Annotated in this window: 15 protein-coding genes; 3 read left to right on the top strand and 12 right to left on the bottom strand. The window is 63.5% G+C overall.

Features of this window, described 5'->3' with window-relative positions; all coding sequences use genetic code 11:
• Positions 1–82: 82 nt before the first annotated feature.
• The 8 genes from GY769_21145 to GY769_21110 all read right to left on the bottom strand — a co-directional run bounded on the left by GY769_21145 (position 83) and on the right by GY769_21110 (position 10,008).
• Positions 83–469, bottom strand: a complete 387-nt coding sequence (locus GY769_21145) for a hypothetical protein (GenBank protein ID MCP4204425.1) — start codon at positions 467–469, stop codon at positions 83–85.
• Between the two features lie 115 nt (positions 470–584).
• The gene (locus GY769_21140) at positions 585–1,286 is read right to left on the bottom strand and encodes an ABC transporter ATP-binding protein (GenBank protein MCP4204424.1); all 702 of its coding nucleotides are present in this window, start codon (positions 1,284–1,286) and stop codon (positions 585–587) included.
• Positions 1,279–2,532 (bottom strand): ABC transporter permease, encoded by a 1,254-nt coding sequence (locus GY769_21135; GenBank protein ID MCP4204423.1) that lies wholly within the window; start codon positions 2,530–2,532, stop codon positions 1,279–1,281. The genes GY769_21140 and GY769_21135 overlap by 8 nt, the downstream gene beginning before the upstream one ends.
• Positions 2,533–2,536: 4 nt before the next feature.
• On the bottom strand, positions 2,537–3,769 hold the full coding sequence (locus tag GY769_21130) for an ABC transporter permease (GenBank protein ID MCP4204422.1): 1,233 nt from the start codon (positions 3,767–3,769) through the stop codon (positions 2,537–2,539).
• Positions 3,770–3,780: 11 nt separating this feature from the next.
• Positions 3,781–4,890 (bottom strand): efflux RND transporter periplasmic adaptor subunit, encoded by a 1,110-nt coding sequence (locus GY769_21125; protein ID MCP4204421.1) that lies wholly within the window; start codon positions 4,888–4,890, stop codon positions 3,781–3,783.
• 139 nt (positions 4,891–5,029) lie between these two features.
• Positions 5,030–8,410 carry a SpoIIE family protein phosphatase gene (locus GY769_21120; protein MCP4204420.1) on the bottom strand — a complete coding sequence of 1,127 codons (3,381 nt, stop codon included), beginning with the start codon at positions 8,408–8,410 and terminating at the stop codon, positions 5,030–5,032.
• Between the two features lie 77 nt (positions 8,411–8,487).
• The gene (locus GY769_21115) at positions 8,488–9,234 is read right to left on the bottom strand and encodes a Fe3+-siderophores ABC transporter protein (GenBank protein ID MCP4204419.1); all 747 of its coding nucleotides are present in this window, start codon (positions 9,232–9,234) and stop codon (positions 8,488–8,490) included.
• Between the two features lie 87 nt (positions 9,235–9,321).
• A complete protein-coding gene (locus tag GY769_21110; protein ID MCP4204418.1) occupies positions 9,322–10,008 on the bottom strand; it encodes a hypothetical protein in 687 nt (228 codons plus the stop codon).
• A gap of 331 nt (positions 10,009–10,339) precedes the next feature.
• Here GY769_21110 and GY769_21105 point away from each other — a divergent pair, with 331 nt between their 5' ends.
• Positions 10,340–10,651, top strand: coding sequence for a hypothetical protein (locus tag GY769_21105; protein MCP4204417.1), 312 nt, complete (start codon positions 10,340–10,342; stop codon positions 10,649–10,651).
• A 130-nt stretch (positions 10,652–10,781) separates the two neighbouring features.
• Here the strand turns inward: GY769_21105 and GY769_21100 are convergent, their stop codons facing one another.
• On the bottom strand, positions 10,782–11,453 hold the full coding sequence (locus tag GY769_21100) for a hypothetical protein (protein ID MCP4204416.1): 672 nt from the start codon (positions 11,451–11,453) through the stop codon (positions 10,782–10,784).
• 367 nt (positions 11,454–11,820) lie between these two features.
• Here GY769_21100 and GY769_21095 point away from each other — a divergent pair, with 367 nt between their 5' ends.
• The gene (locus GY769_21095; protein MCP4204415.1) at positions 11,821–12,420 is read left to right on the top strand and encodes a hypothetical protein; all 600 of its coding nucleotides are present in this window, start codon (positions 11,821–11,823) and stop codon (positions 12,418–12,420) included.
• Positions 12,421–12,724: 304 nt separating this feature from the next.
• Positions 12,725–14,887 carry a VCBS repeat-containing protein gene (locus GY769_21090; GenBank protein ID MCP4204414.1) on the top strand — a complete coding sequence of 721 codons (2,163 nt, stop codon included), beginning with the start codon at positions 12,725–12,727 and terminating at the stop codon, positions 14,885–14,887.
• Between the two features lie 31 nt (positions 14,888–14,918).
• Here GY769_21090 and GY769_21085 read toward each other — a convergent pair whose 3' ends face one another.
• The 3 genes from GY769_21085 to GY769_21075 all read right to left on the bottom strand — a co-directional run bounded on the left by GY769_21085 (position 14,919) and on the right by GY769_21075 (position 23,500).
• Entirely contained in the window at positions 14,919–16,589 is a 1,671-nt protein-coding gene (locus tag GY769_21085) for a Zn-dependent exopeptidase M28 (GenBank protein MCP4204413.1), read from the bottom strand.
• Between the two features lie 146 nt (positions 16,590–16,735).
• Positions 16,736–19,903: an efflux RND transporter permease subunit gene (locus tag GY769_21080; protein MCP4204412.1), complete on the bottom strand. Its 3,168-nt coding sequence runs from the start codon at positions 19,901–19,903 to the stop codon at positions 16,736–16,738.
• Positions 19,904–19,906: 3 nt separating this feature from the next.
• On the bottom strand, positions 19,907–23,500 hold the full coding sequence (locus GY769_21075; GenBank protein MCP4204411.1) for an efflux RND transporter permease subunit: 3,594 nt from the start codon (positions 23,498–23,500) through the stop codon (positions 19,907–19,909).
• Positions 23,501–23,503 lie beyond the last annotated feature (3 nt).

Below are 23,503 nucleotides of genomic sequence, written 5' to 3'. Positions count from 1 at the left end.
GGCGCAGGAGTGCTCGTGGACACGGACCTCTGATTGTTGCTCTGCACGGCGACGGCCGGTTCTTTCCCGCTTCAGGGAGATGCTATCGACCACCGGCGCTCATCACCAGATAGGCGCCGGTTGCGTAAGCGACCAGCCACCAGACGTAGGCGATGCGCGAATAGTTGTGAAGCCACCCCGGCACCAGCTCGTCGCCGTTCGCCGAGCGATGACGCCAAGCCAGTGAGGTCTCTACCAACATCGCGGCCAGTGAGGAGAACCCGAGAAACGCGTGCGCGGTGAATATGCCGCGGCTCGAGCCCGTGATCATACAGACCGTGGCTGTGACGTCGAGAACGACACCGAGCCGAAGCCAGTTCAGGGTCGAGCGGCGGACTCGGTGGCTCCTCTGCTCCGAGAGGATACCCACGGTGTAGCTGACCAGGGCCAGATTGACGATGATGATGCCGGCGATGAGGACTGGGGGCATAGAGAGATGTAACTCCGTTCAATTCGGTCTGCACGAAAGGCGCCGAGATTCTACGACGGAATCGCACCGGCGTGCAGCCGCCCCGAGACCGCGCGGGCCCGGTTCCGGCGCCTACTCAGTCCGACCGGCTGTCTCGGGTAATGCGGCCGTCGTGAAGCTCGATCTGACGTTCGGTGCGCTTGGCCAGAGCTTGATCGTGGGTGATCACGACCATGGTATGCCCCTGCCGCCAGAGCTCCTCGAACAGCGTCATGATGTCGCCTCCCGAGCTCGAGTCGAGATTCCCGGTCGGCTCGTCGGCGAGCAGCAAGGCCGGGCGCATGGCCAGCGCTCGAGCGATCGCCACGCGCTGCATCTCGCCGCCGGAGAGCTCGGTCGGCTTGTGATCGCCGCGGTCGGCCAAGCCGACCTTCTCCAGCAGTTCCTCGACCCGCTGGCGCCGCTTCTTCTTCCCCACCCGGCCAAACAGGAGAGGCATCTCGACATTCTCGAAGGTCGAAATCTGGGGGATGAGGTTGAAGTTCTGGAACACGAAGCCGATTCGGCGGTTGCGGACGTCGGCCAGCTCGGCCCGGGTCATGCCGGAGACCGGCTCGCCGCGCAGCTCATAGGTTCCAGCCGTGGGCGTGTCCAGGCAACCGATGAGATTCATCAAGGTCGACTTGCCCGAGCCGGACGGACCGACGACCGAGAGGAACTCGCCGTCTCCGACGTCGAGGTCGACGTCGCGCAGGGCCTCGACCTTGATCTTGCCGGTGTCGTAGACCTTGCCGATCCCACTCATGTGAATGAGGGATCCGTTTGAGCGCTCACTCATAGCGCAGGGTCTCCGCGGGATCGACCAGCGAAGCGCGCCGGGCCGGGAAGTAGGCCGCCACCAGCCCGATCAGGCCGAGTATCGCGGCGGTGGCGATCGCGATCGGAAGCGACAGCGTGGGCTTGCCGAGGAACTCGATCGCTTCGTTATCGCCGGTCGGCAGCATCTCCAGCACCGTGACCAGGCCGGTGGCCATGATCAGTCCCAGGACGCCCCCGAGCAGCGTGTAGGTGAGGCCCTCGAGCACCAGCGGTCCCGTGACCCACCGGCTCCGGGCTCCGAGAGCCATCTTGACCCCTATCTCCTTGGTGCGCTCCTTCACCACCGCGTACATGATGTTGGCGACGCCGATGCCGCCCACAAACAGGGTCAGCGCACCGATGATCCCCAAGAAGAGTTGGATACCGAGGAGCATGTTGCCCATGATGGCCGCGCCTTCGACCGTGTCCCAGGTGGGAAGTGCGCGCTCGTCCTCGGGATCGAAGCCGTACTTGGCGCCCAGGACTTCGCGCACTCCGCGTAGGACGGTGGGCATGCTCTCGGCCCGGTCGGCCTGAACCACCAGGTTGGTCAGGCGCTCGCGCCCCCACTGGGCCTTGAAGGTCGTGATCGGCACCACCGCGTGGTCCTCGTCGGGGCTGCCGTAGCTTCCCATCTGGAGCTTCTCCTCCAAAACCCCGACCACGGTGTAAGGAGTGTTGTCTACAAGCAGCGTCCGGCCAACCGGGTCTTCCTCTCCGTAGAGATCTTCGGCCAGGGTCCAGCCGAGGAAGATCACACGGCGACGAAGCTTGTCGTCCAGAATGTTCAGGAAGCGCCCACCGGATGCCGCGATGTGGTTTCTCATCTCGCCGTAGGCCAGGCTGACGCCGGTTACCCGGCCGTTGATCGTCTTGCGCCCGTTGGTCAGCGGCGCGCGATAGTTGGTCATCTCACCGGTGACCGCGCTGACGTTCTCGACCCGGGCGGCGACCAATTCGACGTCCTCCAGGCGCGGCCGGATCGGCCGGCCCGCCGGCATGCCTTCCCAGGGCAGAGTGGTCTCGCCGGGCCACATAATAGCGAGGTTTCGGCCCAGACCCGCCTGGGCCAGGGTGAGCTGTCGTTTCATCCCCTCACCGAAGGCGAGTAGAAGCACCAGCGAAAGAGAGCCCCAGGCGATGGCGGCTATGGTCAGAAAAGCGCGCTTCTTCTGGACCCGAGACGAGCGCAGAAAGAGCTGAAAGATGAGCCAGGGTCTGAGCATCGGTCTACGTCTTCATCGCCACCACTGGGTCGAGCTCTGCGGCGGTACGAGCCGGAAAGTAACCGGCGATCAAGCCGATGGCTCCGAGCAGAGCCACCGTGCCGAGGGCGAGGGCGGGTGTCAGATTGGGATCGCCGACGTACTCGGTGACGCCGAAGGCCGGAAAGAGCGAGCATAGCCCTTGTGTGATCGCGAGCCCGATGCCACCGCCGACGGCGGTGATCATCAAGGTTTCGAGCAGAAACTGTCCGAGGACGCCCTGGGGCCGTGCGCCGAGCGCCATCTTGATACCGATCTCGCGGGTCCTCTCTTCGACGGCGACGTTCATGATGTTGGACACGCCGATTCCGCCGACAACCAGGGTCAGCGAACCGACGATGCCGAGAAAGAGCCGGAACGCCAGCATGAAGGTGTCCAGGAACTTGGCCATGTCCGACGTGTCCCAGACGGCGAGGGCTTCTTTGTCCTCGGGATCGAACCGATGCTCTGCGGCGACGACTCGCAAGACCTCATTGGTCGCCTGTTCGGTGCGGGTTACATCCCTGGCCGTGAAGACGAAGTTGTTCATGTACTTCTGACCGGTCAGCGCTCGCATCGTCGTCGCCGGAATCACCGCCATGTCTTTGTCCCGGAAGCGATACGAGGAGTCCTGGGTCTTCTTCTTGAGCACGCCAATCACGGTAAAGGGAGAACCGTGCAAACGCAGCGTCTGGCCCACCGGATCCCCGGTTCCGAAGAGCTGCTCGGCAAGATCGTTTCCCAGGAACATCACCCGGCGCTTGTCGCGCATGTCCAAGGGATCGATAAAGCGGCCGCCGGCCTGCGGGATCATGTTGCGCAGCTCACTGAAGATCGGGTGGGCGCCGACGGTATCGACGGCCAGGGTCCTGGTTCCGAGCTGCAGCTTCAAGGTCCGGGCGTACTCGCTCGAGATCCAGCCCAGCTCCTGCGTGCCGGCGCGAATGAGCTCGATGTCGCTTTCGTCCAAGCGAATCGGCCGACCCTTTCCGAGCCCCTCGAAAGGCATCGAAGTCAGTGACGGCCACGCGATGACGATGCCGTTGCCGAGACCGGCGGAGTTCTTCTTGAGCTGATGGTGGAAGCCGTCGCCGAAAGCCAGGAGCAGGCTCACCGCGGCCGTTCCCCAGACGATCCCGAGCGTCGTCAGCAGCGTGCGCAGACGCTGAGCGCGAAGATCCCGAAAAAGCTGCTTGAGAAGATTGCGGAAACGATCCATGCCCGCATCGCCTAACCGAAGATATCCCTGGGAGGTCTCTGAATGACCTCGGCGCCCTCGTCGAGGCCGGACACGATCTCAATGTTGAGTCCATCCGAGAGACCGGTTTCGATCTCGACCTTTTGCGGCTCGGCCTCCGGACTTTCCCCGGGAAGCTCGACGAAGGTCTTGGCCCCGTCCTCCTCGAAGAGCACCAAGCGTTCGGGGATGAGCAGGATGTCCTCCTTCTCGCGAATGATCAAATCCGCATTGGCCGAGTATCCGGCGCGCAGCGTGACCTCGTCGGCGGGGTCGAGCTCGATCTCGACGTCGAACAGCCGGGCGCCTTCTTCCTCCTTGGCCTGAGGAGCGATCTTCGACAGCCGTCCGGTGACCTCGACTCCGGGCAGTGCTCCGATCTTGAGCCGAGCCGTGACCCCGTGATCGAGCTTGCCAACGTCGATCTCGTCAACCGTACCGCGAAAGATCAAGTCTCCCATGTCAGCGATAGTGGCGAGTTCGGTTCCCTCCTGAAAAGAGGTCAACGGCACCACCGGATCTCCCGGATCCACCGCGCGCGCCAGCACGATACCGGCCGCCGGGGCTCGAATGACCGATTCCATCGAGCGACCGCGACCGGCGATTCGGCCCTTGCGGATCAACTCGAGATTGTCCTGGGCACTGGCTAGTTCGATCCCGGCCAACTCGACCGCCTCACGCTTGGTATCGAGGTCGTCGGCCGGAGTGATGCCTTCGCGCGCCAGCTCCTCGGCCCGTTTCCACGCCGCTTCGGCCCGAGTATGGGCCGAGCGCGCCGAGTCCAAACGCCGCTGGGCTTCGACCAGCTCACTGGGCGTGGGATCGGGAACGATCTCGAACAGAGCATCGCCGGCGGCGACCCGGTCGCCGACCTCCACGGCGCAGCGTTTGACGATCCCCGAGATCTTGGATTTCACCTTGAACTCGAGCCGCGGCTCGATCTGACCGATAGCGACGGCCTTCTCGACGATCACCCCGCGCTCCACCGCGATCAGCTTGAATTCCTCGTCGCCCGTGTTTCGGCCCTTGAACCAGGCGTAGCCCGCGCCACCCAGGCCGGCAACGAGAATGAGGATCAGGAGGATTTTCAGAATGCGCCCCACGGGATGCCTCGCTTTCGGAGTGTTCCTGAGCCGACCGCGCCTTTACCGGGTAAACGGCCCTCTCCCTCTCTGTACGCCGCTACTATTATCGTTGTTTCGGGACTTCGATTCTCTACCCGTAAGAATCGACCGTCTGCGTCTAGTGTGGTGTCCCCGATGCTCGCAGCCGCAACGCCACCAGCGTCAAGTCGTCATCAGCCGGCCTGCCGTTGGCCCAGCCCGCGGCCGCGCTCGACAGGTACTCGATCAGCTCCTGCGGAGCGAGCGGGCCGGCATCGCGCAGGGCGGCCCCGACGCGCTCGTATCCGAACACCTCGCCGTCCGGATCGACGGTCTCGGGAAGGCCGTCACTCATCATGAGTACCGTGTCGCCCGGCTCGAGCTCGGCCGAAGCCGATGAATAGGGAAAATCCGAAAAGCTACCGAGAGGGGCGCCGTTGAGCTCGAGCTCCTCGACGCGGCCGGAAGCGGCCCTCAGAATCAGTGTCGGCGGCATGCCCGCACCGGCAATCTCCAACTGTCTGCCACGCACTTTTGCCAGTGCCAGCGCCATGAACAGATTGTGCAGATTCAATCGCTTGATCACCCGGGTCGACTTCTCGAGCACCCGCAGGCTGTCGGGCTCCGACGCCAGAGCGTTGAACAGCACCTTGGTCGCCGTGACCATCGTTCCCGCTCTCGTGCCGTGTCCGGTGGCGTCGCCGATGGCGATCGTGAGTGTGCCGTCTGGCGCCACGTCGAAATCGTAGTAGTCGCCGCCGACCTCGGTCGCCGTGTTCATATAGGCGGCGATCTCGAAATCGGGATGCTCCGGTAAAGACTCCGGCAGCATCGAAAGCTGCAGATCTCGCGCGTCTTCGAGCTCGCGAGTCTGACGGTCGTTCTCGGCCTGGAGCACTAGCGCTTGCGCCTCGGCGGCCTTTACTCTGAGCTCCGCGGCCTCGGCCTGGAGCCGCGCTTCCTGTTCCTTGACCCGGGCGCGCTCGCGGGTGAGCAGACGAGAGCGCTGGAGTCGGTCGCCCGAAAAAAGACCGGCCACCAGGAGCAGCGCGTAACCGGTCCAAGCCCACCATGTCCGCCACCAGGGAGGCCGGATGATCACCGATATCGAGGCGCCGTCTTCGTTCCACACGCCGTCGCTGTTGGCCGCCTGGACCCGGAAAACATAGCGGCCCGGAGGCAAGTTGGAGTACGACGCGTGAGGGTGCTCGGTCTCGAACCAGGACTTGTCCAGCGGCTCCAGGCGGTAGGCATAGCGGTTGCCTCTCGGCCGGCTGTGGTGAATGGCCGCGAAACCGAAGGAGATCGCGTTCTCGTCGTGCGCCAGCTCGATCTCTTCGGCTACCGAGACGTGCTGCGCCAGCGGCGCGCCTTCCCCGGCCTCGACCGGTTGGTTGAAGAGCTTGAAATACGTCAGAGCGACCTGCGGTGGATGGGGATTGTCCCAGACCTGTTCGGGATGGAATGCGTTGACGCCGTTGTCGCCGCCGAAGAACATCTCGCCCGTACGAGTCAACAGCGCGCCGCCGTTGAAGCGCCGCGCCTGGAGACCGTCGGCCACCCCGTAGTTTCGGAACACCCCGGTATCCGCGTCGTAGCGGGACAGGCCGTTGCCGGTGGCGAGCCAGAGCCTGCCTTGGTTGTCCTCGAGAATGTTGTAGACGGAATCGTGTGCCAAGCCGTGAGCTTCGGTGATTGGCCGGCTGGTGCCCGCGGTCCGGTCGAAGAGATGCAACCCGCCGTTGAACGTGCCGACCCAGAAACGCCCCGAGCGGTCCTCGTGCATCGACTGGATGATGTCCAGCCCGGTCAGCGGCTCGAGGTAGTTGGTAGAAGTACCGCTCGCGAGATCGAAGCGAGCGAGGCCGCCGTCACAGGCGGTCCAGATCGTTCCGGATCGGTCCTCGTAAATCGACGAAACCGCGTTGTGACCGAGGCTATCGGGATCGCCGGGATCGTGGTCCCAGGCTTGAAACCTCCCGCTCGCCCGGTCCATCAGGTTGAGACCGCCCGCGAGCGTGCCCACCCAGAAACGACCGCTACTGTCTTCGAGCATGGACAAAACGGAATTGTCGCTGAGACTCGAGGGGTCGTCCGGATCGTGACGGTAGTGGGTGAAGGTGCCGCCGTCGGGGTTGAACCGATCGAGACCCTTGGGGGTTCCTACCCAAAGAGTACCGGTGGAATCCTCCAGGACAGACGAGACGCCGTCGGAGCTGAGCGACGTGGGATCGTCTGGATCGTGCCGAAAGTGGTTGAAGGTATCGGTGCGCGGATTGAAGCGATTGAGTCCACCACCGTGGGTTCCGATCCAGACATTGCCGGCGCGATCCTCGGCCATGGCGGTGACCCGGTCGGCGCTCAGACTGTTGGCGTCGTTGGGATCGTGCTTGTAGTGCGGGAAACGGGCGGCGAATCGATCGAGCTTGTTCAATCCTCCGCCCCAGGTCGCGACCCACAGGATCTCGGTCCGGTCCACAAGGAGCGCCGTCACTCCGTTGTTCGAGCTCAAGCTGTCGGGATCATCGGGGTGGTGCTCGAATCGGTAGAACTTCTCGCTCACCGGATCGAACTTGTGCAGGACACCGGTCCAGGTACCCACCCAAAGGCTCCCGCCGGGCTCGAAGAAGAGCTCCGAAATGTAGTCGCTGGCGAGCCCACCGCGACCATCCGGATCCTGGCGGTAGCGGGTGAATCGAGCGTCACCCGGCCCCGCTTCGCGATTGAGCCGGTTGAGACCACCCTCGGTGCCTACCCAGACATTCCCTTCCTGATCGAGGGTCAGGGCGAAGACCACATCGTTGCTCAAACTGCCGGGGTCATCGGGGTCATGGCGAAAGTGAGTGAAGGCTGGTGACCCGTTCACCGATAGCGGCATTCTGTCGAGCCCGCCACCGGTAGTGCCGATCCAGAGACCACCCGAGGGGTCCGCCGCTAGCTCCATGATCGCGTTGTGACCGAGCGAGGCGGGATCCTCGGGGTCGTGGCGATAGCGAGTGAAGCGCTCGGTAGCTCGGTCAAACAGGTTGAGCCCTCCCCCGCCGTCCTCAGCCTCCGTGTCCCCGGTGCCCACCCAGAGCCGGCCTTTCGCGTCCTCGACGATCGAACTCACGGCATCATGGCTCAGACTGTTTGGATCGGCCGGGTCGTTCTGAAAACGAACGAAGGAGTCAGTAGCCCGATCGTAGCGATTGAGCCCACCGCGCCGCGTACCGATCCAAAGCTCGCCGTCCCGGTCCTCGTAGAGCGCCAGAACGATCCGGCCCCCGATCGAGCTCGGATTCTCCGGATCGGGCTTGTAGGTCCTGAAGTTGTAGCCGTCATACCGAACCAGTCCGTTTTGAGTACCGATCCAAAGAAAGCCCAGCCGATCCTGAATCATCGAGATCGCACCGGCCTCGGGCAGCCCGTCGTCCATGTTCAGATGACTGAACTTGACTTTGGCGCCGGCCCAAAGCTCCGCCGCCGTGACCAGAGCGGCTAGCAGGAGGGTAAGACAGAGGATGCGGTGCCGAATCATGACCGTTGCCCCGCGGTCACCAGCGACCGGGCGGGTTCGTTCCTTGTATTACGTTGAATGACCGAGGAGGTTCACGATCAACCCTCCGACAACGCTTCGAGGAACCGATAACTTCTGACGCCGTACCAGGAGTAGAGCTCGCCATCCACAATGGCTCCGGCGATACCGCTCGACCCGAGCAGCTCTTCTTTGTCCGCAAAAGGGTAGGGCTCCGAGGAATAGAGATAGAAGGTGTCGCTTCGATTCATGGCCGCTTCGAGCATCTCCGGGTAGCGGCTCTCGTGCGACGGCAGGTAGTCGCCCAACCCCACTTTTCGAAGCATGGAGTGAATAAAGGTACCGGGTCCGATCACCCTCCAAGGCTTTCGCCAAATCACGTACTCAAGACGTGAGATCGCTTCTGTACTAGCAGACAAGTAGGTCTCGGCCCCGGGTATCTGGCGCCAACCGGGGAAGGCCAAGGCGCCCCGATCGGCAACTCTGCTCCAGTCGCCAGCCAGCTGAAGGAGCGCGTCGCTCCCCACCCTCCGAGCCAGGCCGCTCAACTCCGTACCCACATTCTCTACCGCCGTGATGTGCACTGCCGTCCAGGGCCAAGGGCAGGAATCGGCCATCTCTCGGGTGTTCTCCTCTCGATCCAAGACGACGAGGTCGGGGCGGAGTGCCTGGCACGCGGCCCAGTCGACTTCTTTCGTGCCGCCAACCACCGGGATGCCTGCCACCCTGTCCGCCGGATGCACGCAAAAGCGCGTCCGACCCACCACATCGACCCCGCACTCGAGCAGCGATTCCGTCAGGCTGGGAACGAGGCTGATAACGCGCATGTCCTATCAGCGAATGGTGGCATGCGCGCGGCAGCGGAGTCGAGCTCCGCACACCGCCCTGCGGGCGCGCTGCGGCCTGATGGAGCTCTACTTGCCGAACTTACGATTGACGCCGATCATGACTCGGGGCACCAGCTTCGGTTGCCGGATCGCCGCATCGGCGTCGCCATACGTGTAGTTTCGCCTGGGATTCACATCGGCGCCGTCAGGGTCGTAGGTGGTGTCATGACCGCTGAGCGGGCTTTCCAGGTAGTAGTCCACCATTGCCGTAATTACGAGATCCACCTTTTCCGTGTTCAGCAGCGGGTGGTGACTCTCGACCCCACCACCGAGTCCCCACTGATTGCTTCTCACCTCGAACTCCTCGTTGCCTCCGACATACCTGAAATCGCCGGTGAAGTCCGAGTAGCGGAGACCCACGAAGTAGAAGGTCTCGCTCTTCTCGAAGAACTTGAAATCGTGAAGCAGGTCCACGCGCACATCCCAGGCCTGCCCGCTTTCGGTCGGCGTGCCATTGGTGCCGTCATTGATGAAGATTCGGCGCGCAGCCAGCGGGTCTCCGGGGTCGAGCGATGTGTACCCAAGACCGAAGCGGGCATCCCAGGGAAAGCCCTTGGCAAAATCCGAAAACGTCGAGTTCAGCATGAACCCGAAGTCCTGACCGTAGCCCACCTGCAGCCCGGCGGTGCGCTCAGTGGCGAGGAGGCCGGGCGCAAAGAGGAGCAGGCAGGCAACCGTGTAAGAGAAAGGGCGGAGGATCGTGATTCTGACCATTGGTTTCCTTTCCGCAACCCAACAGTAAGGTCCTCCCCGGACTCTCGTACCCGCTGCCGCAACCTCTGTGTTGCTGGCTCAACTGTACCGTCCGGCGCAAAACGCCAGGGCACTTTTTTCCTACCTCGAGCCCGATGACCGAAAGGAGTCACGACCTCACCGTCGGTTTTCTCAAGCGAACGCTGGGCTCGCGGCCTGTGGCACAGGCGTTGCTCTTCAGTCGCCCTGGCCGCGAGCAACCCGGTGCCGGGGACTTTCGGCCGCAAAGAGCCCTATCGCATCCATGAACGCGGAAGCCTCGGCGCCGGGCTTCCCACTGCAAGGAGGCAACATGAGAAGAGCCAACGGACTCACGATCGCATTCACTCTCGTACTCCTGTCCTGTGGTCTGGCCGGCCTGGCGGTAGCCCAGGAAGCCGAGATGGAAGAGGAGATCAGCCTGACCGGACAGCTCTCCGAGAGCTCGACCGGGCAGTACATCCTGATCGAGCCCGAGAGCGGCGACGAGATCGCTCTGCGAGGATCGGAAGACGAGCTCGCCGAGCACGAGGGATCCAGCGTCACGGTCAGCGGACGCTGGGCCGAGGACGACGACGGCGAGGAGTACTTCGCGGTTTCGAGTGTCGAGCCCGCCTACGAGTAGGCCTCGGCCAAAGGCCGGCGCCGCCGGCTCCCCCGGCGCCCCGGCTTCCCCGGCTTCCAATACCCCAACCCTGCCCCCACCTTGGTCCTCGGACCGAGGTGGGGGCCTACTTCATGAGCCTGGCGTGGTCCTAGTAGGCCGCTCGGCGCCGGGCCACTAACCGGTAGTCCGCTTCACAACCATCCACTTGAAGTCTGTAGGGGCCGTCCTCATCCGCGCCGGATTCGAACCGGGGCTCGAACGCCATCGTCAGTGCCTGTGCGCGAGGGAACGCCTCGACCAGGTCGCCCGGATCCGGGTAGCGCACACCCCCGCCGTAGACCCAAAGCTCGGCATCCGGATCCCAGGCCGAAGCGACGTGGGAGCGCCCGACGAGGACGATTCGGAGCGACTCCGGGCCCCCGGCAATCGTCGCCGCCATCCGGAGTGTGCGGCGGTCTCTCTCGGCCGGATCGAGAGGGTGGACCGGTGCACGCGACTCACTCAAGAGCGTCAAGAACGCTTCGCCATTGAAGAGTCGGGCCAGATCCCTGCAGGACTCGTCGCCGGGCTCGCAGCCCGTGCGAAATCCCTCGACGTAGAGCCCGACGTCGTGGCCGCGAGCCACGAGCTCGTTGGCGAGGTCTGCAGTGAATCTCTTCACCGGTCCGACGCCATGCCGCTCGCCTACGAAGACGTATCTGATCTCTTCGTCCTCGATCCGACGGACGACTGCGCCGACGGTGGCGGCAGTTCCGGACGAAGCACAGACTGCCGCAAGCTCGGCCGGCACTGCCCCCACGAGCAGACCGGCGAAGAGCATCCAAGTACGGTGATCCAAGGTTCCCCCCAAAAGCACATCGCTCGGGCGCAGCCGTCAGCCGCCGTCCCGCAGATGCGGTCATGTTAGGAGGCCGGAGCTTCCACGGCTGTGATCTGCGCCGCAGGAATCAACGCTTCGCTTCCGAGGACCTGAGGGCCATACGAAACCGTGTGCCGAAAGTCGTGAAGGAGAAAGCTGGTAGCCCACTCCATTCCTACTTGGAACCAGCTCAGCCAGTGGTTGAGGGACCTTGCGAACCCCCAGCATGGCTGTATGCTGTCATCGCATTCCAGGGCCCCGGTAATAGAATCGCCGCTCGGCCGGACTCAACCGGCCGGTCACGAGAGGAGTAGCGAGGCGAGGCCAAATGAGCAGCACACACATCACCGTCGTCTACAAGTGGACCGCGCAGCCGGGCAAGTTGGACGAGCTCAAATCGATCTACGAGCAGGTGACCGAGGCGATGAAGCAGAACGGGCCTGACGCTGAGGCCGTCCACTGCTGCGTCTCTGAGAAGGACAACGCACTGTATGTCCGAGACGAGTTCAAAGACGCTGCGGCGCTGGGCCTGCACTTGAGCAGCACCGCGCCCAGTCATTTCCCACAGTTGCTTGCCATCGCAGCCCCTGGACCCTTCTTATTCTTCGGAGACGTCCCCGAGGAGCTGAAGCAAGCAACCGAGCAGATGCAGCTTGGAGCCGAGTTCGCCACGGAGGCTGTGGCCCGTCATCCTCGCACACTGCGTGCTCAACAGCCTCTCAATGCTAGAGCGGGTGTTTTAGCGCCGCTTCGGCTGCGAAGAGCCCTACGAGTTGGAAGAAGATTGGTAGCCCAAGCTGTTCCTACTTGGAACCAGATGGGAGTCTGGCTACAAGAGCTGGCTCTGCTCAGAGAGGGTTTGTCGCAACAGGGGATCACCTTCCGATCACGGGAGACCGGAGTCGCCACTCGGACGCATCCTCATTGAAAGCAGCTCGGCCCGACGCTCAGGCGCCACTGCAGGTCCACCCGGTCGACTTCTGAGAAAGCGCAAGACCTCGGTACGATCAGGCCAGCTCGAACTCTCTTGGGGCTGGGCCGCCCAGTTACCATGAAACGGATTGAACGTCGGAGCCGATACGGTGCGATTTAAACCCGGGACTCGCCACAAGCTCGGAGCGGGACTGGTCCTTGTCCTCCTGGTGAGTGCCTTGTGGTTGCTCCTTGAGCGCCACTCGGGGCTGGCAGCCGCCATGTGGTCTCAGGCTCGACACGCTAGCTTCAAGGAGAGCTTGAACAAATACAGATTCTTGTCCTACATGGCGCGATACCTTGTGCCGCTGAGCTTCAATCCTCAGTCCGGTTACTACGACTTCGAAGGTGTCAGGGGTGCCGCCGAGACGGACGCCGAGCGGGGTCTTTTCGCCTATCACGTGGGCGATTTCGCCACCGCTGTCAAGATGCTGGAGCGCTCGATTGAGGAGGAGGGCGAATCCGAGGAGTTGACGTTCTGGCTTGCCGACTCATTCAGGCGACTTGGCGAGACGGACAATTGCCTTGCCGCGCTCCGGGGCAAATCGTTAACTCGCGACAAGACAACCGAGCTACAGCCGCGTGGGCCGGAACATCTCCAGCTCATGTGCTCTCTTCCCCTCAAACGTCACCACGACCGCCCGGAGGGCTCTCGACGAGCCCAGGAGCTTCTCCATCGCCTGCGTGCCGAACATCCAGGCAATCGCGTTTACCACTGGCTTCTCAATTTCACCTACATGACGTTGGGCGAGTTTCCGCAGGGCGTTCCTCCCGAGGACCTGGTCGACACTGCCTTTGTCGATACGTTCTACGGCCAGAAAGCCTCACAACTCACCGAAGAGCACAGCGATCTCGTCTTCAGGGACAGGGCACCTGCCCTTCACGTCGATACATTCGACGCCGGTAAGGGCGTCGCGGTCGAGGACTTCGACCTCGATGGCGACCTCGACATCATCACTGGGGGCAACTTCGATCCACTCCACTACTACGTCAATCAGGACGGACGGGACTTCGTCGACCGGACCCAGGAGGCCGGTCTCGGCGCGATTAGTCAGGTTCACATCATCACGGCCGCGGACTATGACAATGATGGCTGGGTTGATCTGTTCGTCGGCAGGCCCTTTCTCCCCTATCTGCTGCTACACAACAATGGGGACGGAACCTTCGACGATGTCACCCTCTCTGCCGGCCTACTTGACGGCTGGCTCGACGACGAGGTCAGCTTCACCTGGGGCTCCGCCTGGGGAGATGCCGATAATGACGGCGACCTCGACCTCTTCATCTCCCGCTGGGGCCTCCGCGTTCCCTTTCTGGGCGGGCTCCTAGCCAGGCCCTATCGAGGCTCGCTCTTCTTTCGCAACCAAGGCAGTGGCCGTTTCGTCGATCACACTGCCGAAGCGGGACTCACCGAAGTCCTGAAAGACCAGGTCTACGTCGGCGTCGCGTGGGGCGATTCTGACAACGATGGCGACCTCGATCTCTTTCTCTCGAGCGTAGTCCAGAACGGAAGCCGATTGTTAGCCAACGACGGCTGGGGCCGTTTCTCGATCCGCGAGCGCCACGGCCCGGGCTTCATGGCCGCCTTTCTCGACCTAGATCACGATGGTCAGCTGGAGATTTTCCAGGGTGGGTTCACCGACGCCTGGACGAGCACGGCGGGCGCCGTTTTCGGCGATGAGATCGGACAGCCAGCCGGCCGTAGTCTCATTCTGCGCCGCGGCCCGGCGGGTCGGTTCGAGCCGGACAGCGACTATTTCGACGGCGGTACGCTACCAATCCCGAGCATGGGGGTCTCCTACGGAGATCTCGACCTCGACGGATGCACCGACTTCTACATCGGGACCGGCAACCCGGAGGGCTGGTTGGTTCTTCCGAACCTCATGTTCCGCGGCGTTCGGGACGACTCGATCTGTGGTGATGAGGCAACGAACATCTCGATGATCAACGGATTCGGCACGATCCAGAAAGGGCACGGAATCGTCTTCTTCGATGTCGATGACGACGGTGACCAAGACATCTACTCGAGCCTCGGCGGCATGTGGCCCGGCGATCGGTGGCCTAACCAGTTCTTCCTCAACGAAAGTCGAACCGACAATCGTTGGATCAAGCTCCGTCTTCGCGGCAGGCAGACGAACCGCTACGGCGTCGGTGCCAGGATCAAGGTCCGAGCCGTGAATGTGGACGGCCACGAGATCATCAGAACCTACCTCATGGATCACAAGACGGGCTTCGGCAGCGCTCCCTACCTTGCCCACATCGGTCTCCTCGACGCCGCAAGCATCCAGGATGTCACGGTCTTCTGGCCGGGATCGGAACGCCGGTGTTCCTATTCAGCGAACCTCGAGTCCCTCAACTGGCTCGACGAAGGGCCATGCTTGACCTGGCTGCCGGGTGGCGAGCCGCTCCCAGAGGGTCGTTGGTAGCGCGTACGGGATTCGAACCCGGGCTGCCCGCCTAGCCGTCCGCCGGGACCTCGGGGCCTTTGAAGATGACGGTGAACCGCTTGTCGCCCGCTGCTTGGAAGGAGTAGCAGCCGTCGCTATCCGAGCGCGTCTTCTGGGCCGGCTCTCCGGACTGACGGAAGATCACTCTCCGCCGCTCCGCCGGCTCACCCAGAAGGCGCACGCACCCCGAAACAGTCGGATCGTCGCCGGCTTGCTCGTTACCCTTGATCCGCAGCTTGAAGCTCTTCCCCCGTACCATCGGATCAACGGCAAAGCACCCCTGCCGGTCGCTGGAGGTCTTCAGGCGCGGCGCGCCACTCTGCCTGGACGAAACGCTGAGGCCGACCAGCGGCTCGTCTTCGAGCTTCAGACAGCCAGCAACGTCACTGTTGCCGGTAAACCGGGCTAATGCGCCGACGTTCATGCGCAGGATCTCGGCCGCCATCTCAGGCGTGAGATGGTCGGGCGTGTCTGTCATTCGGTGGTAGTGCGGGTAGAGGCCCGTGTCGGCCTCGATCGACAGCACCGCCGGAATCCCGAACACGGCGTAAGGCACGTGATCGGAGCCGCCGATGACGTTGGAGGTCACCAGCCGCAACCGAGTGTGGCGCGCGGCAGAATCTGCGAGGGCGTCAATCAGAAACTGTCCTCCCGGATCGGACTGGAGGAGACAGTCCAGGTCCGCGTCCGCGGTGAAGCCGATCATGTCCAGGTTGAGCATCGCACCGACCTTCTCCGCTTCGCCGGCGGCGAGGAGCCCCTCAACATGGTCGGCGCTGCCAAAAAGCCCTTGCTCCTCTCCGGCGTAGCAGATGAAGAGCATAGTCGCTTCGGGCGGGTGGGCGGAGAAGATTCGCGCCATCTCCAACACGCCGGCGCAGCCACTCGCGTTGTCCTCCGCGCCCGGCGCCGCAACCAACGGAGCTTCGGAGATGGAGTCGTAGTGCCCCCCGACAATGAACCAATCGTCGGGGCGGCTGCGGCCGGAAAGAGTCGCGATGACGTTGGCTACTTGGACTCCTTCGACCCGGAACGAGTCGCTCTCGGCGGTCACGCCGGGGAGGCTCCGAAACGCCCGCATGAGCCAGTCGTGCGCGTCGTGGATCTCGCTACCGCCGGTGAAGCGGTTGTAGGCGGCGAGACTCTCGACATCCGCGAACCAACGGGCCGGCTCTACTGCTGCCACCAGTCGAGCCACCGTACCTTCGCCGGCCTCCACGCGCGCGCGGGCGGGCTGGTTGGCGACCTGACGGGCAAGTATCAGTGGCGATCGGAACGGCAGGAGATCCGCCGCCTCCTCGCCTGACGCCGTGAATCGCCCCTGAGTTTCGACCACAGCGAAGAGCCCGCCCGCAGCCAGGACCCTCAGGCCCCGCGCTTCGAGCTGGGCGCGACTCAGCCTGTAGGCGAGACGAAGCCGATCGCTATTTAGCGCGCCGAGGGAGCGTCTGACCGGCGCGTGCTCCTCGAGAGCGGCGAGCGAGCTCACCGAGGCACACACGAAGAGCTCATCGTCGAGCTCGAGCCACAAGTCCAAACCCGGGCTCGTGGTGAGTGCCGCAAGCCGCGTCGCGCCGATCCGGTGAATGTCGAGCACCGCGCACTCGCTCGGCCCGGCGGGTTCTCCCCACGCGGGGGCGAACGGCACCAGAGACAAGACGAGCACCAGCGCAATGCGCATTGCACCTTCAAGCTACTCGCGAGCCCGGAGCCCGGCAACACCCGGCCGGGTGGGGACGGCGCAGTCGCTTGTCACGATCGACCATCGCTTGCCCTCGACCGCTACAACCGTCGGGAGGGGACACCTTGGAGAGGTGTCCCCGAGTCCTACGAGCCCAGCGAAACCGAAGCCGCCTCGGGCTCCTCGCCGCGGCCGCGCCGCCCGCTTCGACCTAGAGCCCTCTTGAGCGCGGCGCCGGTGATGATGCGCGCGTCGTCGAAGAAGGTGTAGAAGACGGGGATCACCAACAGGGTCAGGAGCGTAGCCGTCGTGAGACCGCCGATGAGAGTCAGGCCGAAGCTGCGATAGCTCAGGCCGATGCTCGAGGAGCCCCGCACGGTGAGCGGCACCAGGCCACCGATGGTGGTGAGAGCGGTCATCATGATCGGCCGGAAACGGCGCTCGGCAGCCAACAGCAGTGCCTCGCCACGCTCGTAGCCGCGGTGGCGCAGCCTCGTCACATAGTCGATCAGAACGATGCCGTTGTTGACCACGACGCCGACCAGGAGGATCAGCCCGACCGCACCCAAGAAGTCAATGTTGAGCCCGAAAAGGAAGTGGCTCCAGTAGACCCCCAGGCTCGCCAGCGGAATCGTCAGGATGATCGACAGCGGCAGGATGAAGCTCTCGAAAAGAAAACCCATCAAGAGATAGATGAAGATGATCGACACGATTCCGGCAAACAGCATCCCCTGCAGGTCTTCGTTCAGGCCTTCGCTCTTGCCGCTCGCATCGAAGGTCACGCCTTCGGGCAGGTCGATCACCGACACCAGCGCCGCGAGAGTCTCGCGCGTCTCGTCTTCCTGGCCCTCCTCGAGCTCCATGGTGATCTCACGCGAGGTGCGCTTGTTCTTGCGGAAGATGCGAGTCGCCGAAGACAGGTAGCGGGGCTCCGAGACCGACGACAACGGCACCAGGGCGCCCTCTTCGGTCGGCACCGCGAAGTCGGCAAGCTCGTCGAGCGAGTCGCGGTCCTCTTCTTTGAAACGGACCGTGACCGGGATCTCCTTGCCACCCCAGTGAAACCGCGGCAGCCCCTGGCCGCGAAGCGCGTAGCCCACGATCGCCGAGACCACCATCGGGTTGATGTTCTGCGCCTGAATGCGCTCGCGATCGAGCACCAGGGCCATCTCGCTCGGCGAATCGTCGGCGACCTTCTTGGTGCCGAGTACGCCCGGCACCCTGGTGAACACCAGCTCGAGGTCGTCGGCCACCGTTTCGAGAATCTCGGAATTCTCGCCCTCGATCATCACGGTGTAGACGTTCTTGTTCTGAAGCTGGTCGGTCTGACTTTCCTCGGCGGTACGGACCTTGACCCCGGCTTTCTCGGGCAGGGCGTCCATGACCTGCTTGGTGGCCTCGCGCGGCGATACCTTGTTGGTACGCGGGCTCTTGAACCAACCCTGAAACTCTCCGAAGGTCTGGCGGTGGAAAATGAACCAGCCATCGAGGTCCAGCTCTTCGGCGAAACCCTCGATCACCTTCTCGCCGGCCAAGAAATACTCCTCGGCCTCTTCTAGCGTCGTATTCTGGGGCAGGCTCACCTGGAGCTCGAAGCCGCCGCGCGCCTCTTCCTGGGCCTCGACGAACTCGACCTTCTTGAAGACGATGGCCGAGCTGACCAGGAAGACCGCAACCAGAACCAGCACCAGATCCAGGCGGCGGCGCAGGAATACGGCGAGCATGCCGGTGTAGGCCCGATTCAGAAGGCCGAACGAAGCGTCATAGGCGCGCTTGAGCCAGTTGAACACCGGGTGCGGCGTTTCTTCCTCACTCCCGTTCTTGGGCAGGGTGACGTAGACGGAGAGCGGGATGAAGATGAGCGCCACCACGAGCGAGCCCAGGAGCGCGACCGAGATCGGGATCGAAAGCCGAAGCAAAAAGAACTGGCCCATGCCTTCGACCAGCGACACCGGCAGGAAGACGATGATCGTGGTCAGAGTCGCCATCACGATCGCCAGCGCGATCTCCCCCGCGCCTTCGATGCACGCGCGCCGGCGCGACAAGCCCTCGCGATGGAGGCGGAAAATGTTCTCGCCGACCACCACCGAGTTGTCAACCAGCAGCCCGACCGAGATCATGAGCGCCAGGAGCGTCAGGATGTTGAGCGACTCGCCGGCGAAATACATCGCGGTCAGGGCGATCACGATCGAGACCGGGATCGACAGCGTCACGATCAGGGTCATCCGGAACCGCCGCAGGAAGAAAAAGAGCACCAGAAGGGCGATGATGCCGCCGATGCGACCGCTGGCGAGCAGCGTCCCCAGCGACTCCATGATGACCTGGCCCTGATCGAACAGGGTGGCGACCTCGATTACCTGGAGGCGGGGATTGACCCGCATCTCCTCGACCGCGGCGTCGACGCGCCTGGCCACCTCGAGAGCGTTGGCGTCGCCCTCCTTCATCACCGAGACCGCGACCGCCGGCCGGCTCATCGCTCGCACCCGGTACTTCTTGTCGGGTAGGTCGTAGCTAACGGTCGCGATGTCCCTGAGGCGAGTCTGGGGGCCGACCTGCCGGTACTCGAGCTCCTCGAGACTCCGGTAGCGCGCCACCGAGCGCAGCAGGAGTTTCTTGCCACCCTGGCGCACGGTGCCGCTCGACAGGGTGAAATTGTCGCCGCCCAGCTGCTGCGCCAGCTCATAGATGTTCAGGCCCGAAGCGTCGGTGCGCTCGCGATCGAGCTCGATCAGGACTTCTTTCTCCTCGAGACCGTGGGTCTCGACCGAGGCCACGCCCTCGAGACGCTCGAGCGGCAGCACCACCTCGTCTTGCACCAGGTTGTAGACATCGACCACCGCCGGATCGATCGCCAGGCCGACGAAGTAGATCGGGATGCCGGAAACGTCATCTTTGAGGATGAAAACCTGGCGCACGTCGTCGGGCATCTGGGCGCGCGCCCGCTCGACCCGATCACGGGCCTCACGGTAGGCGACGTCCATGTCGGTGCCCTGCTTGAAGATGAGCGAGGCCGAGCCGTACCCCGTGCGGGCGTAGGAATTAAGCTTGTCGATGCCGGCGATGGTCGAGAGCTCCGCTTCGAGCGGCAGGACGATCTTCTCCAACACCTCTTGCGCTGGCGCGTCGCGCCAGGGCACCCGCACCATGAGATGCGGTCCCTCGAAGCCCGAGGGAAAAAGCTCGAGCGGAATGCTCAAAGTCGCGACCGTGCCCAGAACAACCAGGGTCAGCAGAATCATCACGACCGTGATTCGACGGTCGAGGGAAAACCGGGGAAGACGCGATTCGCGGACCGATTCTTCGGGTGGCAGCATGGATCAAGCCTTTCGTGGAGTCAGTGCGGCGCCCGGCTCGGTACTTGGCCCAAGAGGGGCTCCAGCCTTTCCGGCAGCACTTTCGACGGCAAACTCCTGGCCGGTGAGCCGAGCTCTCAGCCGGTCGAGCAGCGAATAGATCACCGGAATCACAAACAGCGTCAGCAGCGTCGAGACCAGCAACCCGCTGATCACCGCGATCGCCATCGGCGTACGCAGCTCGGCGCCGTCGCCGAAGCCGAGAGCCATGGGTAAGAGCCCGAGGGTGGTCGTCGCCGTGGTCATCAAGATCGGCCTCAGACGGACCGAGCCGGCGGTAACGATCGCCTCCAGCGCCTCCAGGCCGCGCCGTCTCAGGATGTTGACGTAGTCCACCAGAACGATGGCGTTGTTGACCACGATCCCTGCGAGCATGATCATGCCCAGGAAGACCACGATCGAAACGCTGATGCCGAGCAGATACAGCGTCACGACCGTGCCAAAGAAAGCCAGCGGAATCGTGAACAGGATCACCAGCGGGTGCCACATCGATTCGAACTGGGCCGCCATGATGACGTAGACCAGGAAGATCGAAAGCGCCAGCGCCAGCCATAGACTGCCCTTGCTGTGCTCCCATTCTTCGTTCTGGCCCGACATGAAGAACGTCGTCCCGGAAGGCCAGCTGAGCGCGTTCAACTCGTCCTTGATCGCCTCCACCGCGCTTCCGAGGGAGCCATCCGCAATCGAGGTCGTCACCAGGGCCACTCGCCGCCCGTCCACGCGACGCACTTCGCTCGGGCCTTCGGCCAGCTCGACCGAAGCTATCGCGGAGACCGCAATCGGCCGCTCACCGCCCGGGTTGACGATCAACGAAGCCACATTCTCGACCGACTCCCGGTCGGTCATCTGCAGACGCACGATGATCGGGATGCGCCGGTCCTTCAAATTGAAACGCGTCGCCTCGAAGCCCTGGACCTTGTCGCGAACCAGCCGCGCGACCTGGCCCGGATTGAGGCCGTAGCGCGCCAGGAGATCGCGGTTGTAGACCACCTGGACCTCGGGAGCGCCGCGGCGCAGCGTGGTCTCGACGTCGGCGAGCTGCGGCATCGCCGCCAGCGCCCGCTTCACGATTTCGGCCTGGCGCCGGAGCATCACCAGATCGTCGCCGTGGACCTCGACCTCGATCGGCGTCTTGAAACTGAACAGCACCGGGCGGGTCACGCGCGCGTCGAGATCCGGAATCGCGGCAAACCGACCCCGCAGCCGGCGCACAACCTCGGCCTCGGTGCGCGGGTCGGCGCGATCCAGAAGCACCTTGAAGCGTGCGGTGTGCTCGCCCTCGTCCGAGCGGTTGGAATACGCCGCGTCGTAGCCGACCGTCAACAGGAGTGACGTGATGTACTGCTTCTCTTCCAGAATCGCTCGCTCGACCGGGGCCACGATACTCTCGGTCGCTTCGATCGGCGTGCCCACGGGAAGGGCGACTTCAACAGTGAACTCACCCTGGTGCACTTCGGGCAGAAGCTCGGTGTCGAGCGCCGCAAGTGTCCAAGCGGTGGCCGCGAAGGTCGCGACGACCACGACTCCGACTGTGAGTGGGTTTCGGAGCGCCCAGCGCAGGCTCTTCGGATAGACCGTATGCAGGCCGTCGAGGCTCTTCTGGGTAAAGCGCAGCGGCAACGCCACCACAAACCGAAACAGCCATCCCAAGACCGGAAGGATGAATCCGCGTCCGAGCCAGATCATGCCGAAGAAGAGGCCCAGGATCAGCTTCCCGACCAGCTCGAGGATCGAGCCGATCACGAATCGCAGCGCCAGATAGACCGGGACCAACAGGTAGGACATAACGCGCAAGACCCTGCCCCAGAAGCCCTTGGGCCCACCGCCGGCCGGATGGCGGAAGCTTAGCCAATCCTTCTTGAGCGCGATCCAACTCGCGAACTCCTTCCACTCGATCGGCTTCGGACCGCCTTCGGTCCACTTGACGCCCGCGCGACTGGCCAGCATCGGAATCAGGAACAGAGCGACGATCAGCGACGCCAAGAGCGAGATCACCACCGCTAGGCCAAGATCCCCGAAGGCCTGCCCGGCCACACCTTCGACGAAAACCATCGGAAAGAACACCGCGATGGTAGTGAGCGTCGACGCGACTACGGCTCCACGCACCTCCGAGGTGCCTCGAACCGCGGCACTTTCGAGCGCGTCGCCTTCTTCGCGGCAGCGGAAGATCGATTCCAGCACCACGATCGACGAGTCGACCAGCATGCCGATGCCGAGCGCCAAGCCGCCCAGAGACATGATGTTGAGAGTGACCCCGAGCAGGTTGAGCGGCGCAAAGGTGACCAGAAGCGAGATCGGAATCGAGATCGCGATGATCGTCGTGGTTCGTAAGTCCTTGAGAAAGAAAAACAGCACCAGAATTGCCAGCAGGCCGCCCAGGAGGGCGGTATTGCGCACTTCCTTGATCGAGCTTTCGATAAAGAGGGAACGATCCGCGACCAAAGACAACTCGGCGCCCTCATTCGCCCAGGTCTCGGCGATCAGGCCCCGCGGCCCGTCCTTGCCCTTCTTGTCTTTCTTCGCTTTTCCAGCAAAGCCAAAGCCGGCCTTGTCTTTCTTTTCATCTTCGACCTCCTCACCCGCCGCCACTCTCCGCGCTCGGTCGAGGTCGAACTCGCCCAGGTCGGCCTTCACCCGCTTCGCCAGCGCGACGATGTTGGCATCGGCTTCTTTGAAGATGTCGATCTGGACGCTCTCCTGCGAATTGGTGCGAGTCAGGATCTCGCGCTCCTTGTGCGCGCGCTCGACGCGCCCGATGGCGCCGAGCCGAACATCGCGGCCCTCGAAGTGAGCGACCACGGTGTCCTCGATCTGCCTCAGGTTCTCGTACTCATTGAGCGTGCGGACCATGTACTCGGTCCGGCCCTCGGTGAGAGTGCCACCGGCCAGATTGATGTTCTCCTGAGCCAGACGTTCGATCACCGCCTGGATCGAAAGGCCCGTCCGGCGCAGCTCTTCCTCGTCCAGAAGCACGTGGATCTCTTCTTCGAGACCACCGCGCACCCGCACCGCGGCGATGCCCTTGATCGGTTCTATCGCCCGCTTGACCTGGAGGTCGGCGATCCGGCGCAACCGGCGCAGTCCTTCCTCGCCTTCGAAGCGATCGCCGCTGCCCGAAAGACTCAGCTCCATCACCGGATCGAGCGACGGGTCGAAACGCAGAATGAGCGGTCGCTCGGCCTCTTCCGGCAGTAGGATCAGATCGAGCTTCTCGAGTGAGTCCTGGATCGCCTCGGACATGGGTGTGTCCCAGCTGAACTCGAGAACGACGTCGCTGACCCCGGCCCGGCTGATGCTCGACACCCGCCGCAGCCCTCCAACCACCCCGAGGGCCTCCTCGACCGGACGGCTGACGTCGTTTTCGACTTCCTCCGGGGCGGCGCCCGGATACTCGGTGCGCACCGTCAGGGTCGGATACGACAGCTCCGGCATCAACGTCACCGGCAGGCGTCCATAGGAGAAGTAGCCGAAGACCACCGCCGCCACGAAGACCATGGTGATCGCCACCGGCCGGCGGGTGGTGAAGCTCGAAAGCAGGCTACCGGTCGGCTGACTCATCTC

The sequence above is a fragment of the bacterium genome (genome assembly GCA_024224155.1).
Classification (GTDB): Bacteria; Acidobacteriota; Thermoanaerobaculia; order Multivoradales; family JAHEKO01; genus CALZIK01.
Note: the sequence above shows the minus strand (reverse complement) of the source record. Positions and strands in the feature narration are given on the sequence as shown.